The organism is Uliginosibacterium sp. 31-16, assembly GCF_030730865.1.
Taxonomy (GTDB): domain Bacteria; phylum Pseudomonadota; class Gammaproteobacteria; order Burkholderiales; family Rhodocyclaceae; genus Uliginosibacterium.
On sequence record NZ_JAVALZ010000002.1, the window covers coordinates 277,451 to 299,296 of the forward strand.

General features: G+C 62.4%; 22 protein-coding genes. 8 read left to right on the top strand and 14 right to left on the bottom strand.

The window, feature by feature from the left end; all coding sequences use genetic code 11:
• The first annotated feature begins 151 nt into the window (after positions 1 to 151).
• A complete protein-coding gene (locus Q9Q94_RS08995) occupies positions 152 to 472 on the top strand; it encodes a 4a-hydroxytetrahydrobiopterin dehydratase (protein WP_305979726.1) in 321 nt (106 codons plus the stop codon).
• Positions 473 to 491: 19 nt separating this feature from the next.
• On the opposite strand, the gene Q9Q94_RS09000 is transcribed toward Q9Q94_RS08995, so the two are convergent.
• The 7 genes from Q9Q94_RS09000 to Q9Q94_RS09030 form a co-directional block, all read right to left on the bottom strand.
• Complete coding sequence (locus tag Q9Q94_RS09000) at positions 492 to 728, bottom strand: DUF2789 family protein (RefSeq protein WP_305979727.1); 237 nt, start codon at positions 726 to 728, stop codon at positions 492 to 494.
• 126 nt (positions 729 to 854) lie between these two features.
• Positions 855 to 2,195 carry an argininosuccinate synthase gene (argG, locus tag Q9Q94_RS09005; RefSeq protein ID WP_305979728.1) on the bottom strand — a complete coding sequence of 447 codons (1,341 nt, stop codon included), beginning with the start codon at positions 2,193 to 2,195 and terminating at the stop codon, positions 855 to 857.
• Positions 2,196 to 2,453: 258 nt separating this feature from the next.
• On the bottom strand, positions 2,454 to 4,085 hold the full coding sequence (locus Q9Q94_RS09010; protein ID WP_305979729.1) for a right-handed parallel beta-helix repeat-containing protein: 1,632 nt from the start codon (positions 4,083 to 4,085) through the stop codon (positions 2,454 to 2,456).
• Between the two features lie 339 nt (positions 4,086 to 4,424).
• Positions 4,425 to 5,249 (bottom strand): HDOD domain-containing protein, encoded by an 825-nt coding sequence (locus Q9Q94_RS09015; protein WP_305979730.1) that lies wholly within the window; start codon positions 5,247 to 5,249, stop codon positions 4,425 to 4,427.
• A gap of 296 nt (positions 5,250 to 5,545) precedes the next feature.
• The gene (locus tag Q9Q94_RS09020; protein ID WP_305979731.1) at positions 5,546 to 6,022 is read right to left on the bottom strand and encodes a peptidylprolyl isomerase; all 477 of its coding nucleotides are present in this window, start codon (positions 6,020 to 6,022) and stop codon (positions 5,546 to 5,548) included.
• Positions 6,023 to 6,135: 113 nt separating this feature from the next.
• On the bottom strand, positions 6,136 to 7,200 hold the full coding sequence (locus Q9Q94_RS09025; RefSeq protein WP_305979732.1) for an alkene reductase: 1,065 nt from the start codon (positions 7,198 to 7,200) through the stop codon (positions 6,136 to 6,138).
• 33 nt (positions 7,201 to 7,233) lie between these two features.
• On the bottom strand, positions 7,234 to 7,557 hold the full coding sequence (locus Q9Q94_RS09030; protein WP_305979733.1) for a helix-turn-helix transcriptional regulator: 324 nt from the start codon (positions 7,555 to 7,557) through the stop codon (positions 7,234 to 7,236).
• A gap of 385 nt (positions 7,558 to 7,942) precedes the next feature.
• Between Q9Q94_RS09030 and Q9Q94_RS09035 the strand changes: the two genes are divergently transcribed.
• Positions 7,943 to 8,260, top strand: coding sequence for a DUF2249 domain-containing protein (locus Q9Q94_RS09035; RefSeq protein WP_305979734.1), 318 nt, complete (start codon positions 7,943 to 7,945; stop codon positions 8,258 to 8,260).
• Between the two features lie 117 nt (positions 8,261 to 8,377).
• Here Q9Q94_RS09035 and Q9Q94_RS09040 read toward each other — a convergent pair whose 3' ends face one another.
• Positions 8,378 to 8,896 (bottom strand): M48 family metallopeptidase, encoded by a 519-nt coding sequence (locus Q9Q94_RS09040; protein ID WP_305979735.1) that lies wholly within the window; start codon positions 8,894 to 8,896, stop codon positions 8,378 to 8,380.
• Positions 8,897 to 8,984: 88 nt separating this feature from the next.
• Here Q9Q94_RS09040 and Q9Q94_RS09045 point away from each other — a divergent pair, with 88 nt between their 5' ends.
• Together Q9Q94_RS09045 and pelA are read left to right on the top strand one after the other, a co-directional pair.
• A complete protein-coding gene (locus Q9Q94_RS09045; RefSeq protein WP_305979736.1) occupies positions 8,985 to 10,343 on the top strand; it encodes a DUF2314 domain-containing protein in 1,359 nt (452 codons plus the stop codon).
• Between the two features lie 90 nt (positions 10,344 to 10,433).
• Positions 10,434 to 11,627 carry a pectate lyase gene (gene pelA / locus Q9Q94_RS09050; RefSeq protein WP_305979737.1) on the top strand — a complete coding sequence of 398 codons (1,194 nt, stop codon included), beginning with the start codon at positions 10,434 to 10,436 and terminating at the stop codon, positions 11,625 to 11,627.
• 104 nt (positions 11,628 to 11,731) lie between these two features.
• Here the strand turns inward: pelA and Q9Q94_RS09055 are convergent, their stop codons facing one another.
• The 5 genes from Q9Q94_RS09055 to Q9Q94_RS09075 form a co-directional block, all read right to left on the bottom strand.
• Positions 11,732 to 12,331, bottom strand: coding sequence for a DJ-1/PfpI family protein (locus Q9Q94_RS09055; protein WP_305979738.1), 600 nt, complete (start codon positions 12,329 to 12,331; stop codon positions 11,732 to 11,734).
• An 87-nt stretch (positions 12,332 to 12,418) separates the two neighbouring features.
• The gene (locus tag Q9Q94_RS09060; protein WP_305979739.1) at positions 12,419 to 14,308 is read right to left on the bottom strand and encodes a diguanylate cyclase; all 1,890 of its coding nucleotides are present in this window, start codon (positions 14,306 to 14,308) and stop codon (positions 12,419 to 12,421) included.
• 134 nt (positions 14,309 to 14,442) lie between these two features.
• Positions 14,443 to 15,666: a winged helix-turn-helix domain-containing protein gene (locus tag Q9Q94_RS09065; RefSeq protein WP_305979740.1), complete on the bottom strand. Its 1,224-nt coding sequence runs from the start codon at positions 15,664 to 15,666 to the stop codon at positions 14,443 to 14,445.
• A gap of 148 nt (positions 15,667 to 15,814) precedes the next feature.
• The gene (locus Q9Q94_RS09070; protein WP_305979741.1) at positions 15,815 to 16,609 is read right to left on the bottom strand and encodes a class III extradiol ring-cleavage dioxygenase; all 795 of its coding nucleotides are present in this window, start codon (positions 16,607 to 16,609) and stop codon (positions 15,815 to 15,817) included.
• Positions 16,610 to 16,677: 68 nt separating this feature from the next.
• Positions 16,678 to 17,085, bottom strand: a complete 408-nt coding sequence (locus tag Q9Q94_RS09075; RefSeq protein ID WP_305979742.1) for a DoxX family protein — start codon at positions 17,083 to 17,085, stop codon at positions 16,678 to 16,680.
• A gap of 134 nt (positions 17,086 to 17,219) precedes the next feature.
• Between Q9Q94_RS09075 and Q9Q94_RS09080 the strand changes: the two genes are divergently transcribed.
• The 4 genes from Q9Q94_RS09080 (at position 17,220) to Q9Q94_RS09095 (ending at position 19,610) form a co-directional block, all read left to right on the top strand.
• Positions 17,220 to 18,119: a LysR family transcriptional regulator gene (locus tag Q9Q94_RS09080; RefSeq protein WP_305979743.1), complete on the top strand. Its 900-nt coding sequence runs from the start codon at positions 17,220 to 17,222 to the stop codon at positions 18,117 to 18,119.
• 358 nt (positions 18,120 to 18,477) lie between these two features.
• Positions 18,478 to 19,116 (top strand): NAD(P)-dependent oxidoreductase, encoded by a 639-nt coding sequence (locus Q9Q94_RS09085; RefSeq protein WP_305979744.1) that lies wholly within the window; start codon positions 18,478 to 18,480, stop codon positions 19,114 to 19,116.
• 42 nt (positions 19,117 to 19,158) lie between these two features.
• Positions 19,159 to 19,335, top strand: a complete 177-nt coding sequence (locus tag Q9Q94_RS09090; protein ID WP_305979745.1) for a hypothetical protein — start codon at positions 19,159 to 19,161, stop codon at positions 19,333 to 19,335.
• 44 nt (positions 19,336 to 19,379) lie between these two features.
• Positions 19,380 to 19,610 (top strand): DUF1653 domain-containing protein, encoded by a 231-nt coding sequence (locus Q9Q94_RS09095; RefSeq protein ID WP_305979746.1) that lies wholly within the window; start codon positions 19,380 to 19,382, stop codon positions 19,608 to 19,610.
• 186 nt (positions 19,611 to 19,796) lie between these two features.
• On the opposite strand, the gene Q9Q94_RS09100 is transcribed toward Q9Q94_RS09095, so the two are convergent.
• On the bottom strand, positions 19,797 to 21,644 hold the full coding sequence (locus Q9Q94_RS09100) for a polysaccharide lyase family 1 protein (protein ID WP_305979747.1): 1,848 nt from the start codon (positions 21,642 to 21,644) through the stop codon (positions 19,797 to 19,799).
• Between the last annotated feature and the right edge of the window lie 202 nt (positions 21,645 to 21,846).

Consider the following 21,846-nt stretch of genomic DNA (forward strand, 5'->3'; position numbering starts at 1 on the left):
AGAGCCGCATCTGGCGGCCCTCTTGCGGCAGGATGCCTGAAGACGCCCGCGGCAAGCGGGTGTCGGAGCAGCGCTCTCGCCACACCTCCAGGCTGACACCGGTGTGCGCGTCAGCTAGGCTGAACTCACTCCATCCGCTCCGGAGGCCGCCATGCGCCCTGCCCGTCTCGACGATTCCGCTGCAAACGCCGCGCTGGAAGCGCTGAATCTGCGCATCGCCACAGCGTGGGCACTGCAGGATGGCAAGCTGCAGAAGACGTTCCGTTTCAAGGATTTCCGTACGGCATTCGCGTTCATGACCCGCGTGGCCGACAGTGCCGAATCACTGAACCATCACCCTGAATGGCACAACACCTACAACCGGGTACAGGTAGCACTCAGCACCCACGATGCAGGTGGCCTCACCACGCTGGATTTCGATCTGGCCGAGGCCATGGAAGCCGCCGCCGCAGAATACGCAGCAAAGACCTGAACTGCGCGGGGCTGTGCGCTCAGGCGCGTCTCAGGGAAACATCAAGCGCGTCGATGACACCGGCCCAGTCCGCATCGGCAGACAGTTCATTCTGCAGCAACGCGCGCTGCGAGGAGCTCCAGAACGGCGCATCCTGCAGCCGGATGGCCGTGTCCAGCGGGGCATGCGCGGCGATGAAGGCTGCTACGGCGGCATCATCCGCAGCCAGCCCGAGTTGCGCAAACAGGGCGTTCATTGAGTGTACGGGCGCTTCCATCCTGAGCCTCCTTGCCGGGAACGACTCTTCATTCTAGGCCGTAGTGTGCCGCAGAACACCAGGCTCGCACCCATGAAAAAGCCCGCCTGGCAGGCGGGCGGGCTTTGGGGAGCCGTTGATTCAGGCTTATTTGCCGTCGCCGGTCAGCAGCGGAATACTGCCTTCGGATTGCGCACCGAGCAGACCGCTACGGCTGTAGATGCCGAGCTTCTGGCGCGTATCGCTGATGTCCAGATTGCGCATGGTCAGCTGGCCGATGCGGTCGGCCGGAGTGAAGGCGGCGTCTTCGACCTTCTCCATCGACAGGCGCTCCGGCGCGTAGGTCAGGTTCGGGCTCTCGGTATTCATGATCGAGTAGTCGTTGCCGCGACGCAGTTCCAGCGTGACTTCGCCGGTGATGGCGCGGGCTACCCAGCGCTGGGCAGTTTCGCGCAGCATCAGGCATTGCGGGTCGAACCAGCGACCCTGGTACAGCAGACGGCCGAGCTTCATGCCGTTCATGCGGTACTGCTCGATGGTGTCTTCGTTGTGGATGCCGGTCACCAGACGCTCGTAAGCGATGTGCAGCAGCGCCATGCCCGGGGCTTCGTAGATGCCGCGGCTCTTGGCTTCGATGATGCGGTTCTCGATCTGGTCGCACATGCCCAGGCCGTGACGACCACCGATGATGTTGGCTTCGTTGAACAGCTCGACCGCGTTGGCGAAGGTGCGGCCGTTCAGAGCCACCGGCACGCCTTCTTCGAAACGCACGCTCACCGTCTCGGACTTGACGACCACGTCATCGCGCCAGAAAGCCACGCCCATGATCGGCTTGACGATCTGCATGCCGGCGTTCAGGAATTCCAGATCCTTGGCTTCGTGGGTCGCGCCGAGCATGTTGGAGTCGGTCGAATAGGCCTTCTCCACGCTCATCTTGTAGTCGAAGCCGTTGGCAATGAGGTACTCGCTCATTTCCTTGCGGCCACCAAGCTCGTCAATGAATTGCTGGTCCAGCCAGGGCTTGTAGATCTTCAGCGCCGGATTGGCCAGCAGACCGTAGCGGTAGAAACGCTCGATGTCGTTGCCCTTGTAGGTCGAGCCGTCGCCCCAGATGTTGACGCCGTCTTCCTTCATCGCCACCACCAGCGCGGTGCCGGTCACGGCGCGGCCCAACGGGGTGGTGTTGAAGTAGGTCGCGCCGCCGCTCTTGATGTGGAAAGCGCCGGCCTGGATGGCCGCAATGCCTTCGGCCACCAGCTGCGGGCGGCAATCGATCAGGCGGGCGATCTCGGCGCCGTAGGCCTTGGCCTTGCGCGGGATTTCTTCGTAGTCGGATTCATCCGGCTGACCGAGGTTGGCGGTGTAGGCACAAGGCACGGCGCCCTTGCCGCGCATCCAGTGCACTGCAGCGGAGGTATCAAGGCCGCCGGAGAAGGCGATGCCGACGCGCTCGCCGGCGGGAATTTTCTGGAGAATGGTTGCGGTCACGGCAGACGTCTCAGGCAGGATCAAATTAGTCCGCCATTGTAGCGCTTCCGTGCCATCCCCGGCCACCGCATCTGAGCGCGCCGGCATTCACTATGCCAGCCCCATGCCCGCCAAGCCGCATGCAGCGGCCTTGTCACGGCATGCAGGCGGAAGAGGCCCGCTGGATGCAGCTCGCGGGGAAGCACAATGAAAAACGCACGCCGGGTCACGGCGTGCGTCGTGTTGCGACCGGGGCGGCAGAGCGCCCCGCAAACAGCCTTACTCGCGCTCGAAAGCGCCCAGATCCGGTGCCGTGCCCTTGTAGGCGATACCGACATTGACACCCTTGTTGATCAGCTTGCTGCCGGAAGACAGGCGGAACAGGCTGTTGTTCGGCAAGCTGCCATCCGCGTTGCGCGCAGCCGTCGCCAGGCTGGTATCCAGGCTGGCGAAATCCGAACTGGCCGTCGCAATGCTGTTCCAGGTGTTGTTGGTCGAGGTGGCATTGGCGATCACGTCTGCGCTGGTGCCGGACAGGGAGGCATTGTTGCGCAGGATGTTCTTCTCGCCCGAGGCCAGCGTACCGCCCCAGCTGAAGTTGATCTTGTTCTTGTAGCCGGTGTTGTTGTAGAGCGTCACGCCACCCGTGTTGTTGTTCTGGTCGAAGCCCTTGCCGGGGTGACCAAACGCCACCGAGTTGCTGATCTTGTTGCGTTGCACCGCACCGTTGCCGCCCAGTTTGAAGCCGTTGCCGTTGCCAGCGAAAGCGCTGTCGCTCCACAGGTTGATACCGTTGTTGAAGGCCCAGCTCTTCTCGATGGTCACGGCCTGCGGGCTGTCGAAGGTGTCGAAGCCGTCATCCGAATTGTTCCAGGCTCGGCAGCCGTAGAAGAAGTTGCCGGCGCCCTGGGTCTGCTTGGAGGCGAAGCCGTCGGCCATGCTGCCGTTTTTCTTCGGATCGTAGTTGTTGTAGGCGTCGACGTTGATCACCTTGGTGTAGGAGCCGCCCTTGTTGATTTCGAGACCGCTGTTGCGGTTGTTGTAGAAGGCGACGTTCTCGAAGGTGTTGTAGGCCCCGGTGACGTAAGTGCCCTGATAACCCGCCCGCGTCACGGCGATACCCTTGAAGTACCAGTAGCTGCCGGTCAGGTAGAAACCATAGGAATCCTGCACCCAGGCGCCCGTCGGGAAAGAGAAGTCGATCACGGCGCGACCGCAGTTGGCCGCCACCATGTAGATCTTCGCGCTGGCCGTGCCGGACTTGGAGAGCGTGATGGTGTTCTTCGCCCCTGCGGTATAAGGCACGGTGTAGGTGCCCGGCTGCAGCAGGATCATCTGGCCGGCTGTCACCTTGGACAGCGCCGCAGTCAGACTCATTGACGCCGAAAAGCTGGTGCCAGCGCCACTGGCTGAACCGGTCGGCGTGACGTAATAGACCTTGGATGCCGTCAGGTTGCTGGTTTCAGTGCCACAGCCCGTTACATAGGGGTCGCCACCGGAAGAAGAGCTGCTGGAACTCGACGAACTGCTGGATGAAGAGCTTGACGAAGAGCTGCTCGACGAAGACGAACTGCTGGAACTGGACGAAGACGACGAACTGCTGCTGGAGCTGGAAGAAGATGAAGAGCTCGACGAACTGCTGGAACTGCTCACTTCCGGCCCCACGGAACACCAGGCGGAAGTGGTGAAAGTGTTCGCAGGAAACGCGGACAACGCGCAGGTGAAATTACCGGTCAGATTGGCATAAACAAAGCTGCCGGCTTTGCCCAGCGCCACTTTGTGGGTGCCGGTCATGCTGCATGTACCGCCGACCTGGGCGCACTTCGTGTAGCCGGAAGGATAGTCGGTTGCTGCCTGGGCATTGGCAAACAGCAACAAGGCGGCCAGCCCGCCGATAAATCTGCTTTTCATGGATTTGTCTCCTGATCGTGATGGCGATAGGCACATGTGCTTCGCCTTCTTTTCGTTTATTTCTGCAGCACATAGCCGCCACGCGTAGGATAAAAACCTACAAGCAATATGGCAACATTTGGTCAAAATAGGTAATTAATGAAGCCCTGTCAAGAAACTGAACTATCACTTTCGTAATACATTCAGGACGGGCACACCCGGTTTTCAAGGGAACCGGGGTTTCTTCCAGCGCGGATCATGACTATCCGCGCACCGCCGGCGCAGGGCTGCGAAACGGTCTTCGGCGCGCCCGGAGCTCATACCTCCCGGACAAAGCCCCTTGCCGACAGGGCGACCAGGTTACAGCAGTGGCTCGACCGAGGCAGGCAGATCAACACAGGCTTCGATCCGCTTCTGGGCGTCCACACGGCTGAAGGACAAGCGGGCCAGCACGGCAGGATCCAGCAGGACGCTGATTTTTTCGGGGTCATCCCCCTCCAGCAGCCCCTGGGTCACGACGCAGGACAGATTGACGATGGCGGCCAGCGGCCCTGCTTCGGGCGCCAGAGGCTCGGCACACCAGCGCAGGGCATTCTGGATGGTGGAGGGGAAATTCCAGCGCCGGGCCAGTTCGGCACCGACCTCGCAGTGATTCAGCCCGAGCAGGGCGCGCTCCTGCTCAAACAGAGCCTTGCTGCAGGCTGCAGCGCTGCTGTCGAGCCGGGCGGCAACATCCGGCAGGCCCAGATGGATGATGATCTGTCCCAGGCGGGCCATGAGCCCAGCGGTATAGGCGAATTCCCGGTTGACACCCTGATGTTTGCCCAGTTGCCTTGCCACGCCAGCGCAGATCATCGACTGGCGCCAGAAGGACGGCATGTCCAGCCCTTCGACGCTGGCGAAAGCGCGCGAGATGCCGGAGGCGATGACCAGCGAGCGCAAAGCCACGAGGCCGATCATGGTGACCGCCTGATCAATCGCACCGATCCGCTTGCTGGCACCGAAAGCGCTGGAGTTGGCCATGGCCAGCACGCGCACGGAGAGCGACTGATCGAGCTTGACCTGAGCCACGAGCGAGCCGATGTCGACATCCTCCTTGCACAGGGAGGCGATCAGATCCTGCACCACCCGCGGCATGCTGGGAATGCGTGGCAGATCGGCAAAGAGTTTTTCCAGGGCACTCATAGACTGCGACTTTGGGGATGTTGATCCGGCAGGCGCATAGTGTATACCCACCCCTCTTGCGATGAAGCCTCATGTGCCGCGAACGCGCTTGCGCACGGCAGACGGCATGAGCACGACACCGGTTGCGCGAAAGGGAGGCGCTGCTTTACGCCACCGCCCTGCCCCCCGACATCCACCTGCCTGCACAACCGCATCCGGCGGACATCTTCAGGCAGGCAAGCCGGCGAGGCAGGATGGGCGAAGCTGTCCCGGCAGACCGGCTGAAGAGCCGCGCCAGACGCGGCTCTTCAGGCATCTCAATGCTGATGCCCGTGTTCGCCGTGCACATGCTCGTGGGCAATTTCCTCGGCGCTGGCCTCGCGCACGTCCAGCACTTTCACGGCACAGCGCAGGGCCTTGCCCGCCAGCGGGTGATTGCCGTCGAGCATCACGACCGGGCCTTTGATCTTAGTGACGAAGAAATAGCGCGCTTCACCGGCGTGATCGAGACGCTGGATCTGCCCACCCACCTTCACGCCGGCGGGAAATTCGCTCTTCGGCATGGTCTGCACCAGCGCCTCATCGTAGGCACCGAAAGCATCCTCGACGCTCAGCGCCAGGCTCGTTGCAAAGCCGGGTTCCTGTCCTTCCAGCGCCTCTTCGAGCTTGGGGAAAATGCTGTCGTAACCGCCGTGCAGGTAGGAAAAAGGCTTCTTGCCTTCGTCGATCAGCAGACCTTTTTCATCGCTCACTTTGAGGCTGATGGTGACGGCCGTGTTGCGGGTAATTTTCATGGGTAAAACCTGTTGAAAGGGGTGAGTGGGAGAGTACGACGCGCCATTTTCCACGAACGCGCGCGGCAGGGGAAATCCCGGCAGAACCGGGCAGTCCCCTGCCCCGGCAGCGATCAGCCCAAGGCCGGGTAGTCGGTATAGCCGACGACCGGATCGGGCTGGCCATAACCGTAGAAGCTCTCCGCGCGCCAGGCGTTGAGCGGTGCGGCCTGCAGCAGGCGCTGCGGCAGATCCGGCGTGGCGATGAAGTCCTTGCCGAAGCTGACCGCATCGGCCTCGCCACTGGCCAGCAGGTGCTGGGCAGTCTCGATGCTGAGGCCCTGATTGGCGATGTACACGCCACCAAATGCGGCCTTGAGGGCCGGGCCGAGGCGCGGCTCATCCTGCGATTCGCGCGCGAAGATGAAGGCAATCTTGCGCTTGCCCAGTTCGCGCGCAACGTAGCCGAAGGTCGCCTGCGGATTGCTGTCGCCCATGCTGTGCGAATCGCTGCGTGGCGCCAGATGCACGCCAACACGGCCGGCGCCCCACACGCTGATGGCGGCGTCCGTCGCCTCCAGCAGGAAACGGGCGCGGTTCTCGATGCTGCCGCCGTAATTGTCGGTGCGCCGGTTGGTGCTGTCCTGCAGGAACTGGTCCGGCAGATAGCCATTGGCACCATGGATTTCCACGCCGTCAAAACCGGCCCGTTTGGCGTTCTCGGCGCCCTTGCGATAGGCCTCGATGATCACCGGGATTTCGGCGGTTTCCAGCGCGCGCGGCACGACGTAATCGCGCATCGGACGCAGCAGGCTGACGTGGCCTTCGGCGGCAATCGCACTGGGCGCCACCGGCAACTCGCCATCCAGGAATTCGGGATCCGAAATGCGCCCGACGTGCCAGAGCTGCAGGAAGATGCGCCCGCCGGCAGCATGCACGGCACGGGTGACGAGCTTCCAGCCCTCCACCTGCTCATCCGACCAGATCCCGGGCGTGTCCGGGTAGCCGACACCCATCGGTGTGACCGAGGTGGCTTCCGAAAGAATCAGGCCAGCGCTGGCGCGCTGGGCGTAGTACTCGGCCATCAGGGCGTTGGGCACGCGGCCGGCATCGGCGCGGCAGCGCGTCAGCGGCGCCATCACGATGCGGTTGGGCCAGTGCAGGTCTCCGACCTGGATCGGATCAAAAAGAGTGGTCATGGCGGGTTCTCCGTAGGGGTTGGGCGGGGCTTGTTATAAATCGTGCTGCATTTGCTGCAGGAAGGCGGCGATCACCGCTTCGTTGCGGGCATAGAAAATCCACTGACCGACCTTGCGTGTGCTGACCAGGCCCGCACGCTGCAGGCTGGCCAGGTGCGCCGAGACGGTGGATTGCGACAGGCCGGCCTTCTCGTAGATCTTGCCGGCGCAGACGCCGAGTTCGAAGGAGTGCTCCTGGGCCGGAAACTGCTGCGCCGGATCTTTCAGCCAGGCCAGGATTTCGCGCCGGGCCGGGCTGGCCAGCGCCTTGATGATTTCGTCCAGATCAGTGACAGGAGGGGTAGCGGGTGCGGTCATGATTTCGTTGTGGAGCGAATCTTGTTTCGTCTTGTAGCGAAACATATATCGTCAATTAACGAAATACAAGCCCCGGAAGAAAATTTCATCCCGGCTCGGCACCGCGACCGATTCACAGGGCAGGCAATCCGGGCCCTGCCCGGCGAATCCATCCCGGACCGCAGGCCTGCCGCCAAGCCGCATGTGGTGGCGCTGTGCAGCCCCCTCGCCCGCCGAGGCCCACAGGGCATGCTTCTTCCGGCAGGCCTGCTGGAAAACCACGCTGCAAGCAGGTCTTCAGGCATGCCCTGGGTGATTCTGAAAACCTGTCCCGGATCAAGGAACGTGAAGGATGTGGCCCTCTAGCATCCGGGTTCTGTTTCCCCCAACACACAAGGAGCCCCCCATGGACTGCAGCAGCCAGAATCATCTCGACACCCACATCTTTGACGCCCGCGGCATCAGCAAGCGCTTCCGTCACTCGGCCATCTTCGGTGCCATCGAATCGCTGGAAGACGGCGAAACCATGCGCTTCATCAACGACCACGATCCGCTGCCCCTGCTGGCCCAGATCGCCACGCGCTACGGCAGTCAGGTTGTGCCGGAATACGTGGATCGCAGCGGCCCGGTGGTGATCGACTTCCACATCCACGCCCTGAGCGAGGCAGACATGCCGCGCAGCGGCGGCTGTGGTGGCGACGGCTCCGGCGGCTGCGGCTGCTGAGTACCCCGAAAGAGACGCTGCGGCGTCTCTTTTTCTTTGCCCCGCAGAAGCGCATCCAGCGGGCCGATCCAGACACCCAGCCTGCAGAACCGCGCCCCATGCGGCGCTGCGGTGCGCTTACTCCCAGACGGGCGCACCGCCCGAATCCAGCCAGCACAGATAGGCACGCAGATCGAATTCGATCTGGTGGTAATCCGGCTCCATGTGGCAGCACAGCTGGTAGAAGGCCTTGTCGTGATCCCGTTCCTTCATGTGGGCCAGTTCGTGCACCACAATCATGCGCAGGAATTCCTCGGGCATCACGCGAAACAGCGTGGCGATGCGGATCTCGCGCTTGGTCTTGAGTTTGGTGCCCTGCACGCGCGAAATTGTCGTGTGGGTGCCCAGCGCATTGCGGATCACATGGATGTGATTGTCGAAACCGATCTTCGCCAGCGGCGGCGCGCTGCGCAGATAGCGGTTTTTCAGCTCCATCACGTAATCCTGCAGGGCACGCTCGTTGCGCACCGCGTGCGCCAGCGGATAGCGCTTGCGCAAGGCTGGGCCCAGCGTGCCGGCGGCTATCATCTGGCGCACCGATTCAAGCAGATGCGGCGGATAACCCGCCAGATAGGCGAGCGTTACGGAATCAGTCATGACAGGCGCGGACATGCCGCGATTGTACGTGCCCGGCCGGTCGCGGAATATGCGAGAGTTCGTCCTCACGCCTCTCCATCGCGCCATCATGAAAATCCTTCTCCGCCAACTGCTGCTTGCCGTATTGCTGGCCCAGGCCCCGCTGAGTGCACTGGCCGCCAGCGCCAATCCCCTGCCGGCGCAAGCCTGGCAACGCAAGGCGGTAGGTTTCGGCATCGGTCTGTACTACCTCAAGACCCCGGCGAGTGACCCCGCCAAGGCCGCCCGCAGTCTGGCAGCCGACAAACGCTTCGGTCTCAGGCTGAGTGACACGCTCGACAAGAGTGCCCAGAGCCAGGCCCTGCTGACGCTGAACTACAGCAGCAAGGTCGCCACCGACTATGCACCCCCTTCGCTGGACATGCTGCATTACTTCGGACGCGGACTCAGCCGCGAGCAAGCCGAAGCCCTGCAGAAAGCGCCACGAGCCCTGATCCTGGGTTTTGCACATCCGGCCAGCCAGAGCATCGCAGGCTTGCGCCGCGCCGAAGAGTTCGTACTCGTGCTGGCCCGGCGTGACAACGCCATCATCTGGGACGACGAGACGCGCGAAGCCTTCACGCCGGATGCCTGGGAAAACGCCCGTCTGAAAACCTGGCAGGACACGCTGCCGGATGTCTCGAAGCAGATCGTCATCCATGCCTACAACAATGACGGCCACACTCGCGCCATCACTCTGGGCATGGCCCGCTTCGGTCTGCCCGATCTGGTGATCAATGACAGCGTGTGGTCACTCAATCGCCCGCTGGGCAGCGCCATCAATGCGCTGGCCCAGCAACTGGTGGAATCCGGCCCGCCGGACGCCAGAGGCGAACTCAGCCTGAAGCTTGCCGGCCTGCGCCACACCAATGTGCGCAAGCTCCTGAACAACGGCGTTCTCAGCGGCGGCAAGGGAGAAGCCCGTCTGCGCCTGCTCGAAACCCCGGCCGAGGAAGGCGACCCGGACAACGCGCTGGCCGCCTTCGACTTCAGCCTGCAGACGGGGCCGGACAACACGGCGCGTCAGGTCCAGTTCGTGCGCAGCATCTTCGGCGCCCAGCCGGACGAGGTGATCTACACAAAGCATGATGCAGCCCTGAAAGCCGCCAGCGAACGGGCCCGCGCCCAGTTGCCGGCCCTGCAGAAAGCGTTCGCCAGGGGGCTGGCTCCGGCCGAGCAGATTCACGTCAAGGCGCCCTTCGCCACCCGCGACGGCGGGCGAGAATGGATGTGGGTCGAAATCACCGAATGGAAAGGCGAGCAGATCAAAGGCATGCTGCGCAGCGACCCGCGCCAGATCCCGGGGCTAAAGGCGGGCCAGATGGTCGAGGTGCGCCAGTCCGAGCTGTTCGACTATCTGCGGGTGTTTCCAGACGGCCGCACCGAGGGCAACGAAACTTCGAAACTGCTGGAAGCTGCACGTCGCTAAAAAACGACGCGGCGCGCACCTATCCCACCGCCATTGAAACCACAGCGTAAAATCTTCTGCGCTTTTCACCCACCCGTTTCCGGAGCTTCCATGCACGCATCAAGCCGACTGCTCGCAAGCCTTGCCGCCGTCGCCATTCTCGGCGGCTGTTCCCTCTTCAGCGCGCTGCCGCAGCAGCCCGCGCGCAGTGCCGGGCCTTACACTGCCATTTCGCTGAAGGGCATGTCCGACAGCATCCAGCACTGGCGCAACCGCTATGGCGACAAGTACGCGAAATATGCTGACGACCAGATTGTTGAAATCGCCAACAACGTGCTGCTCTACCAGCGCAATAATGGCGGCTGGGTGGAGAACCGCGATCCGACCCGCATTCTCACTGCCGAAGAAATCGCCGCCATCACCCTTGAGAAAGCCAACCCCACCGGCAGCTTTGACAACCGCAACGTCTACTCCCAGGTTGAATACCTCTCCGCCGCTTATCTGCAAACCGGCGACACCCGCTATCGTGATGCAGCCCTGCGCGGCATCCACTACACCCTGCAGATGCAGCACCCCAAGTGTGGCGGCTGGCCGCACACGGTGCCCGGCGAGCAAACCTACCACCCTTACATCACGATGGCGGATGAAGTGACCTCCGGCGTGCTGCGCACCCTGCGCCGCATCAGTGACGGCACCGAACCTTTCGGCTGGACCGAAGGCTGGCTGCGTGCCGCCGCGGCCGACGCGCTGAAGAAGGGCGACGCCTGCGTGCTGAAACTGCAGGTGCGCCAGAACGGCAAGCTCGCTGGCTGGGCCGGCCAGTACAAGCCGGATACGCTGGAACCTGCGATGGGCCGCTCCTTCGAGCTGGCCTCCATCGTCTCGCAGGAATCCGTCGAGATGACCCGCTACCTGATGGGTATCGAGCGTCCGACGCCGGAGCAGATCGCCGCTATCGAAGGGGCGATTGACTGGTTCAAACGCTCGGCGATTACCGGCTGGAAGATCGAAACCTTCAAGATCGATCCGCCGATCAAGTACGAATACCACACCGCCAGCACCGACCGCCGCCTGGTGCAGGACCCCGCCGCACCGCGCATGTGGGGCCGTTTCTATGACCTGAATGACAACACCGTGGTGCTGGCCAACCGCGACAGCGTACGGGCCAGACAGTACAGCGACATCCACCACGAACGCCGCACCGGCTACGCCTGGTACGGCCTGTGGGCCGAGAAGCTGCTGAGCGTGGAATACCCGGCCTGGCAAGCCAGGATGCAGGCCGCCGGCCTGCTGCCGAAGAACTGAGCGCTGCCGGGCACCTGCCTGCACAGCCGCATGCAGCGGACGTCTGCGGGCAGACTTGCCGAAGAAGCCCGCCACAAGCGCCTCTCCGGGCAGAGTACGGCAGGTTACGGCAAATACGGCGCGATGTTTTGCATCGCGCGTTCTACGTAGACGTCCTTTTCTCCAACCGGAGCAACGTAGTGCAGCGCGCTGCGGGCGGCATCCTCTCCTGCCAGGCGCGCAATGATCCAGGCCGCAAGATATTGCGAGGCCAGGCAGCCACCCGCCGTGGCGAGATTGCCGTTGGCATAGAAGGCCTGATTCAGAACCTTGATCCCGGCCTCTTCCACCCACGGCTTGGTAGTCAGATCGGTACAGGCAGGAACGGAGTCGAGCAAACCGAGTCTGGCCAGCAGCAAAGTGCCTGAACATTGCGCGCCAATCAGTTGCCGCGCAGGATCCAGCCGAAGCTGTGCCATCAATTCCGGCGTGTTGGCAATGTCCCGGGTCTGCATGCCGCTGCCGATGATGACCGCATCCGCCAGACAGGCTTCGGCCAGCGTGGCCTGGGCATGTAAAGTGACGCCGTTCATGGACGTTACCGTTGGCGTCGGGCAGGCCAGCGACACTCGCCAGCCAGAGATCTTGATGCGATGCAGGATTCCGAGCGCAATCAGGGAATCGAGCTCATTGAAACCGTCGAAAGTCAGGATGGCGATATGCATGGCTGTATTGTGCCGCAAAACCCAATCCGCTCTTCGGGCTGGTCTCTATTCCGCTTGGCAGTGAAGAAAGCGACATTACATCGGATTTCAAACGGCGGGTTCGGCCATAACAACCCGGTTGCGCCCGCCACGTTTCGCTGCATACAGGGCTTTGTCCGCCAGCTGCAGAAGCGTTTCGCAGTCGGGCTCATTGACGCCCAGCGTGACGGCCCCGATTGAAACCGTGCAGCGGATCACACGGCCCTCCTCCAGGGCCACGCTGATATCGGCAAACCCCTGACGAATCCGCTCTGCCGCAACGAGCGCAGCGGCACTGCCAGTCTCCGGCAGGAGCACGCCGAACTCTTCACCGCCAAGACGACCGAGCAGATCCTCGGTGCGCAAGGCCTGCTCGCAGGTGCGCGCAAAGCCCTGCAGCACCAGATCGCCGGCATGGTGGCCGTAGCTGTCGTTGACGGCCTTGAAATGGTCGATATCCAGCATCAGCAATGACAGGGCATGGCCATGCCGGCGCGCCTGCGACAAGGCCTTGTTGGCCAGCGTGAGGAAATGGCGGCGGTTGGGCACACCGGTCAGCACATCGATCTGTGCCTGCGTTTCCAGCTCGGCCGTCTGCAGGCGAAACTCCGTGATGTCGGTTCCCAGACCAATGAGCAACAAACCCTTGCGATCCCGGATCATCGAGGTCCGCCAGGCAATGGCGCGGATTTCGCCCAGGCGAGTCCGGATGCTGCTTGCGTATTCGTTTGGTACGGATGACGAGGGCCCGAGCTGCTTCAGATACGTCTTCACACGCTCCCGGTCTTCCGGCAGTGCACACAGATCAAGCCAGTCGCGCCCCAGCGCTTCGGATTCGGCGTAACCGGTCAGGGCTACGGCAGCAGGGTTGAACAAGCTGATCGTGCCGTCCGTGCGAATCCCCAGAACGATCAGCTTGGGATTGGCCAGCAAGGCTTCGATCAGGGCCCGGGCGCCTTCATTGTCGCGTCGGCGCTGATAGCTGACGACGCCAAACCAGATGGCGATCAGGGCGATCACCAGATAGCCCCAGAGCACCAGCAGCATGTGGTACCAGGGGGCCAGTACGACTTCCTTGAGGTCCGAGACGACGACGGTCAGGGATTGATTGGTCTGGATCGGATGCGTGCTGACGCTCAGTCCGGCACCGATTTTTTCCTGGCCATCGATCTCCGAGACGAACTCGGAGAAGGAGACCTGCTGCCCACTGCGCTGATGGCGCATGAACATCGAATCGCTGGAGCTGATGAACAGGGGCCCGGCATAATTGGTCGGCAGCGGCACGCGGGCGATGAGCGCGCCGGACTCGTCAATCAGGGTTGCCGTCTGGGTGGCACTGATACGAAAGTTTTCCAGCACGCGTCCAAGATTGGCACAGGGCAGCACAACGGCAACAACCCCGCGCAATTCGTTCTGCGCACTGATCACCGGACGACTGAGGACTATGGCGCGCTCATCGTCCAGCACCTGATCCGGCGAAGAGATGAACAGACGCGAACTGTTCTGGAATGCCCGGGGCACGCTAAACAGCGGGTGTGTATCGAGCTCCTTTCCAAGCAGATAACTCCGCGAGGCGGCAACAATCCGGCCTTGCGCATCGGTGGCAAACTGGAACGAAGACTCAGGCAACTCCCGCCAGAACTCCTGCCAGAAATCAGCCTCCCGGGCCTTTCCGACCAGCTGGCCGGCTGCATGCAGTTCGGCCAGCTCCATCAGCACATGATCAGCCGACCGGGTTGTCCCCACCAGCTGGGCTTCGGCGATACGTGCCAGGGTTGTCTGTGCTTGCTGGCTCTGGGCCAGAATGGAGCGCTTCTGCTGCCACACGCCCCATACAAGCACGATACCGATGCCGATCAACAGCAGCAGCGAGCCGATATATTCGATCAACAGCGGCCAGCGGACCCGTTTTCCAGCGGCGAGCCCGGTTTTTGGCACATGGGGCGTTTGAGAGTCCATGTCGCTTTATTGCGGCAGCAAACGGAATGTCTGAAGTATGGTCCGACAGGCATCGCATGCTGACCGGACCGCCCATGTTGGCGGGTTCAGTCACACCGGCAGGCCTCCATGACCGGCACACCGGCGTCACAGCTTCACCCCTGGCGCAGAAAGCCCAGATGGCAGCGACGACTGAGCGCCGCATCCACAGTGATCGCACTCGCGCCAAGGTAGTCGCAGAAGCGGGCGAAGGCTGCCGCAAGTTGCGCCTGCGCTACATCATCAGCACGAAAGCCTGTCTCCCACCACCAGTTGGCGATATGCAGGACTTCGCCGGGGCGATAGCGCGCGGGCTCGAAGCGTGCCACCAGGCCGTCCCCCAGCAGCACCGGCAGAACATAGTAGCCATGCGTGCGTTCGGCCGCCGGTTTATAGACTTCCCAGCGATATTCAAAGTTGAACAGGCTGGCGATGAGATCGCGATCCCACAGCAGGTTGTCGAGCGGGGCGAGAATCGCTGCAGCATTCACCTCTCTTTCGGCCACGCCATCAAGCAGGGCAACATCCTCACTGCGTACATACAGCGGATGCGCCAGCCCCGTCACCTTGACGGGGCGGATCTGCCCGGCCGCTTCGAGCCGCGCAAAAGCGGCCTTGCGCCGTGCCGTATTGAATCCGGCGATTCCCAGCCAGGCGCCACCGGGGCGATTCCACAGCGCGCCGACGGCGCCGATGCGACGCATCACATACCAGTCGTCGTACGCGGACTCAGCGGGGTGCGGATCGGGCGCTTCCAGCAGTGTCGCCGGCAGCAGGCGAGTGGCCAGATCGTAATACCTGCGCGTGCCCTTCTTCCGGGCCACCAGCAATTCGCCACAGAAATACAGGCTCTCCAGCGCAGCACGCGACATGCGTGTCGGTGCCCACGACCAGGTCACAGCTTCACCCGCTTCGATATCTGCCGAACACAAGGGGCCGCGTTCACGCAGCGCCTGCCGTACATCTTCAAAAATGGCCGCCGCAGGCCGCTCAGGACGATCAAACCGCTGTCGCGCCGCGGTGCGCAGCCGCGCGAAGCAAGGCCAGTCACGTGTGAGCAGGATGGACATGTTCTTGTCCCAGCCGTCGAAGAGCGCACGCTGCGTATAGAGCAGATCACGCAGCCAGTCACGTGAGAAACCACGCAAACGTGCCTGCAGGACCAGTTCCTGATTGTGGCCAACGACATTGAGCGGATCGAACTGGATACAGCCCACCCTCGCCACGTAATCAAGCACGCCTTGTGGTCCGGCGAAAGTATCGCCGTCCAGCCCCTGATAGCTCACCAGGAAACGGCGCATCTGCGCAGGAGAAACGGTCAGGTCGGCGGACTGGAGCATGACGGGAATTCAGCAGCAAGCAGGAGCCGCCAGCTTACCGCAGCGAAAGACCTGACCGCCATCGCCAGCGAGCCAGAGCGTGCAGGCCTTCATCGCAACCCGCCGTGGCAGATGCAAGTCCCGGCCTGCCCGGCTTCACGCACACGCCTCAGTCAAACCGGTAGGCATCCATCGCCAGCACGCCAAAGTCGTAACCCGCGCACAGGCTTGCCACCTTGTATCCCGGCCCGGCCGCCCCCAGCGCCACAAACAGCGGCAGGAAGTGTTCCGGTGTGGGGTGAGCGCGCCGCGCCTGCGGCGCCAGGGTTTCCCATTGCAGCAATGCCTCGGTCCGGCCATCCCGAACATGTGCGTCGATCCAGTCGCGGAATTCGCTGGCATAGCTTGCCACCGGCAATTCGCCAGACTGACGCATGCCAGCAAAGGCATCGCGCAGGTTATGGGTCATGTGACCGGAGCCAACAATCAGCACGCCCTTATCGCGCAGGCTTGCCAGTGCCTGCCCCAGCGCATGGTGATGCGTCGCGCCCAGCGCAGGCTGCACGGAGAGCTGCAGCACCGGCACATCGGCCTGCGGATACATCTTGAGCATCGGAATCCAGGCGCCATGATCCAGCCCGCGACAACCGTCGATGCCCGCAGTAAACCCCGCTTCGCGCAACAGGGCCTGGGCCTCCTGCGCAACATCCGGCGCGCCGGGAGCTGCGTAACGGATGCGGTAGAGCTCGTCCGGGAAACCACCGAAATCGTAAATCGTTTCAGGCTGGGGGCTGCCGCCGAGCAGTGGCAAGCCACTGTCCCAGTGTGCGGAGACCATCAGCACGGCACGCGGCCGGGGCAGACCGGCCGCAACCTGCCCCCAGGCATCTGCCGCAGCACTGGGCTGGATGGCATGCATGGGCGAGCCATGCGAGAGGAACAGGACGGGCAGACGGGCGTTCATGATGATCTCCGGGTTCAGTTAGTTATAGCGCCGCGGCAAGCCGGGTGGATAGCCGCGGCACGACGCACTCAGGCCGTCTTGCTGCGCGCTTGGTCCCACGAAAAACTGCCCGCGCCCAGCAAAGCGACAACCACTGCAGCCAGCACCAGAAACAGCGGATACTCCCAGCCACCGCCAGGGGCGCTGAAGCTCCAGCCCTTGCCGGAGTGCGCCCAGGTCGCTCCGAGCAGGATCGGCAAGGTGGCCAGCGCAACCAGACGGGTACGGAAACCGACCAGCAGGGCCAGACCACCAAAGAGTTCGCCGAAAATCGTCAGATAGGCGGCAATCGCCGGCAGACCGAGCGAGGCGAAGAAGCCGACGGTGCCGGGCACGGTAAATACGAACACCTTCAGCGCTGCGTGTGCCAGCAGGACGACGCCGAGGGTGAGGCGGAGGACGAAGGCGCCGTGGGCGCCGAGTTTTTGTTCGTTCATGATGAATCTCCTGTGTGGGTGTGGGGTGAGTCTGTTCGCAGATGCGATGGATGCATTCTGAAGATCCCGACAAAAGAGATAAACTAGACATTCAAGAAATATTTGTTGCAAAAAAAGGGACAAAGGAATGTGCGATGGATCGCTTTGAAGCCATGCAGGTTTTCTGCAAAGTCGTGGAGGTGGGGAGCTTTGCTGGCGCTGCGGAGCGCCTGGCCATGTCGACCTCGGCCGTATCACGTCAGGTCGCGCAACTGGAAGGCCTGCTCGACGCGCGGCTCCTCAACCGCACCACCCGACGCATCAGCCTGACCGAGAATGGTCGTGCCTATTACGAACGCTGCCTGCAATTGCTGGCCGACCTTGAAGAAACCGAGGAAATGGTCGGCACCCACACTACCAGTCCGCGCGGCACCCTGCGCCTGACCGCGCCAATCAGCTTCGGCGCCAGCCATCTGGCCCCGGCGCTGGGCGAATACGCGCGCCTGCATCCCGCCATGAAATTCGATGTGGTGCTGGCGGACCGGGCGGTGGATCTGATCGAAGATGGCCTCGATCTGGCCATTCGCGTCGGCAATCTGGGCACACAAAATCTGGTCGCACGCCAGATCGGCAGCACACGCATCCTGCTCTGCGCCAGCCCGGCCTATCTGGCGGCGCGCGGCGCACCGCAAACGCCGGAGGATCTCGCCAGTCACGATTGCTTGACCTACGCCTATGCCTCGAGCAGCAATCAGTGGAGCTTCGAGCACGCCAGCGAAGGCTCGCGCCAGATCCGCATCGGCGGCAGCATTCACGCCAACAACGGCACACTGCTCGGCGAGCTGGCCGCTGCCGGGCTGGGCATCACACATGCGCCGGATTTCATCCTCGGCCCGCTGGTGGCGCAAGGGCGGCTGGTGGAAATCCTGCCCGGCTGGCGCCCGCGTTCGCTGGCGATCTCCGCGGTGTACCCGAGCCGCAAACATCTCTCGGCCAAGGTGCGCAGCTTCGTAAGCTTCATGGAGGAATGGCTGGCACGCCAGGCCAGCGTCTGAAGAGCCGCCTCCAGCAAGCCTCTCCGGGCAGACATGCTGGAAACGTCCGCCTGAAGCGGGGCGGGCACATGGCATGCTGGAGAAGCATGCTGCAAGCGCCTCTCCAGCCCTCTTGCGCCCGTCAGGTGGCTCGGCGCTGAAGCGTTCCACAGGGAAATCAGCAAGCCCCGTGCCGAGCCGGGCTGGCAATGCCGGCGCGCGTAATCCGCCGCCTCGCCCCCGCATGGAGGTCAGGCGGTCCGTTTCGAACCCTTCATTTGATCGAATTACGCAACAGTCAAACCCGCTTTGCGCAGTTTTTATACACGATTCGAGCAATTAAAGTGAGCACACCTTCACCTCTCCCAAGGAATGCATCATGAAAATCGCTCTCATCGCAGCCACCGGCAACATCGGTTCCCATATCGCCCGCAACGCACTGGCCCGCGGCCATCAAGTCAAGGCACTGGTTCGCTCCAGCAAACCGCTGCCCGCCGAACTGGCCGGCGCCACGGCACAGCAGGTCGAGCTGACGGATGCGGCTGCGCTGGCCGAAGCCGTGCGCGGCGCCGACGTGATCGCCAGCGCCTTTGGCCCGCGCTCGGAAAACCTGGGCGAGGTGACGCAAGTTGCCCGCGCCCTGATCGCCGCCGCCCGCAGCGCAGGCGTGAATCGCGTCGTCCTCGTAGGCGGCGCCGGCAGTCTGGAAGTGGCGCCCGGCGTGCAGCTGGTGGATGTGCCGCAATTTCCGGAAGCCTACAAAGCCATCGCCCTGGCTCACCGCGAGGCATACGAATACCTGCGCACCGTAACGGATATCGACTGGACCTTTTACGCCCCGGCAGCGATGATCGGCCCCGGCGACAAGCTCGGCAATTACCGCACGGGCAGCGCCACGCTGATCAGCAACGCCGCCGGCCAGAGCAGCATCCATTACCCGGATTACGCCGAAGCCTTCGTCGCCGAGCTGGAAGTGCCGCAATATCCGAAAACCATCGCCACAGTGGCTTACGCATAAGAGCCCCATACTGGAGAGCCGCTTCGGGCGGCCTTCTCCAGCATGACAGACCGGAGAACCGCGTCCCACATCGCTGACAGCCTGGCCGTGCTGGAGAAGCACGGTGGACGCGGCTTTCCGGGCTTCATTCTGGAAACAGAGACAGGCAGCGAGTTGCTCGAAACCGGTCGCTGGCTGAGCGATCCGGAAGGCTTCGCCGCACATCTGGCGCAGCGCTGACGGTTACAATCGCGCTTTCGCATTCCGACCGAAAGCCGCCTGTCATGAGTTCCGATCTGCCGCCACTTCCCAGCCTGCCTTTGGGCAAATACCGTCACTACAAGGGCGGCGAATACGAGGTGATCGGCGTGGCGCGCCACAGCGAAACGCTGGAACCGCAGGTGATCTATCGCCCGCTCTACAACGACACGGGCTGGTGGGTCCGGCCGTTTTCCATGTTCGTGGAAGAGATCGAAATCGACGGCCAGCGTCAGCGGCGCTTCGCTCCCTTCTAGCTCTCTACACTCCAAAACAACAAGGCCCGCCACTTGCGTGACGGGCCTTGTCTTTTGTGCATCGGACCGGCCTGCGAGAGACCGGCCCGACGGTGAGCACGTGGGCCCCCGGCTTGGTCCTGTGGGCCAAGCCGCCCCCCGAGGGGGCCAAGAAAGTCTTGGGGCGACCCGGCGACTTTCTTGCGCTTACTTCAGCTTGCCTGCGCCGGCATTGGCCGTCACATTGCTCTTGGCTGCTGCTGCCGTCACCAGCGAGTAGCTGTACGGCGGCGTCCACACATTGGCACCAGTCGGCACGGCATAGCCACACTGACCATCCCAGGCCACCGGTGTGGTGTTGCCACCCTTGTCGGTGAGCATCAGGTGACCAGAGGAGCGGAAACCGATCGGGTTGGTACCATTGCCGCCATCGATACCCTTCTTGCAGAAGCTGTCGGTCGCCAAGCCAGTGATCTCGAAGTACATGTTCTGAACCAGCATGTTGGACTGATAACGCGGATCCACACCACTGCCGAATTTCAACTCATCGCTCACGGCGCTGTCAGTGCGGCCGTAGATGTAGTTGTTGAACATGTGCACCTGACCAAAACGGTTCAGCGGCAGACGCGAGCCCAGACGATCATAGAAGTTGTTCGACAGGGTCACGTGCAGACGACCCGCATCGCTCCAGGCACGACCCGAGTCACCGTTACCGATCAGGGTCACCTTGTGGTGCTTGAAGAAATAGCTGTTGGTCACCGTCGCATAGTCGGAACCACGCACGATGTCGAGCAGACCGTCGTGACGCGTATCGGAGGCCAGAGAGTCGCCGGTATCACCATCGCTCATCGACACGTGGTCGATGTAGATGTTCTGCGCGCGCGACAGGGTCATGCCGTCAGCGTAGGCATTGGCGGAGTCTTCCGGATTCACGTCCCACGGCGCATCGATCACCAGATTGCGGATGATGATGTTGCGGGTCCAGGTCGGATAGTCCTCGGGATCCTTGCCAGCGTTCACCCAGGCGGTGTAACCAGCCTGGGCATCAGCCGCACCGTTGGCCAGTTCGCCACCGATCAGGATCGAAGTGCCGGTGATACGGGCCGGACGACCTTGTGCGTCATTGATACCCACCAGCGTGGTGTTGGACGGGACCATGATCGAACCACCGAATTTCTGGTCGAGGTAACCGGTGTATTCCTTGAAGACCGTGTTGTTGCTGCTCCAGCGCAGGTCAATGTGCCCCACGACGCGCACGATCTTCGGCTCCAGACCAGCTTCAGCCAGCGCAGCAACCAGCTGCTGACCGTTGAACACGGTGTAGACGCGGTTCGTGGCTGCGGCAGAACCGCCAGTCACGATGACCTTGCCCTTGCGCGACCAGGTATGCCAGCCATCTTGCGGGGCTGTCGCACGCTCGAAAGAAAGCACACCCTTGGTCGGATCAACCGTGGCGAACTGCCAGGTGGGCAGCGCCGGCGCAGCCTTGTAGTTGGTGGGGTTGTGCAGCTTGTCAATGAGTGCAGGCGCCAGATAGTTGCGCACGCCATAGGTATAGCTGCCATTCACGTTCTGCAACGGGGTGCTGGCGCCGGTCAGGCTCTTGGCATCAATACCGCTACCCGAAGACGAGGAGCTGGATGAAGAAGAGCTGCCGCCAGAGGAGCTTGAAGAAGAGCTGCTCGACGAACTGCTGGAGCTCGAAGATGAGCTGGACGAGGAAGACGAGCTGCTTGAAGACGAGCTGGACGAAGAACTGGAGGAGCTGCTCGAGCTTGAAGACGAGGAGCTGCTCACCACCGGACCCACCGAGCACCAGGCGGATGTCGTGAAGGAATTCGCCGGAAACAGCGACAGCTGACAGGTGAAGTTCCCTGTCAGATTGGCATAGACAAAGCTGCCGGACTTGCCGAGAGCAACCTTGTGGGTACCGGTCATGCTGCAAGCGCTGCCAACCTGGGCGCACTTGGTGTAACCGGAAGGATAGTCTGTAGCGGCCTGTACATTGGCCGCCAGCAACACGACGGCCAAGCCGCCGAGCAGTTTGTGATTCATTTATTGTGTCTCCTGGCTGTTATTGTGGGAGAAGGATCGAAGCCCTCCTCCCTCCTCCTGCCTGTTGATTTTTCGCAAAGTAAGAAAAAAACTTACGCGGCAATGGCAGGATTTAGTCAAATTAGGCAATGAAGACATCTCTGTCAACAAATTCTCTTATTACTTTGGTGCTATATCGCCACGGCGCGGTTATTCCGCAACG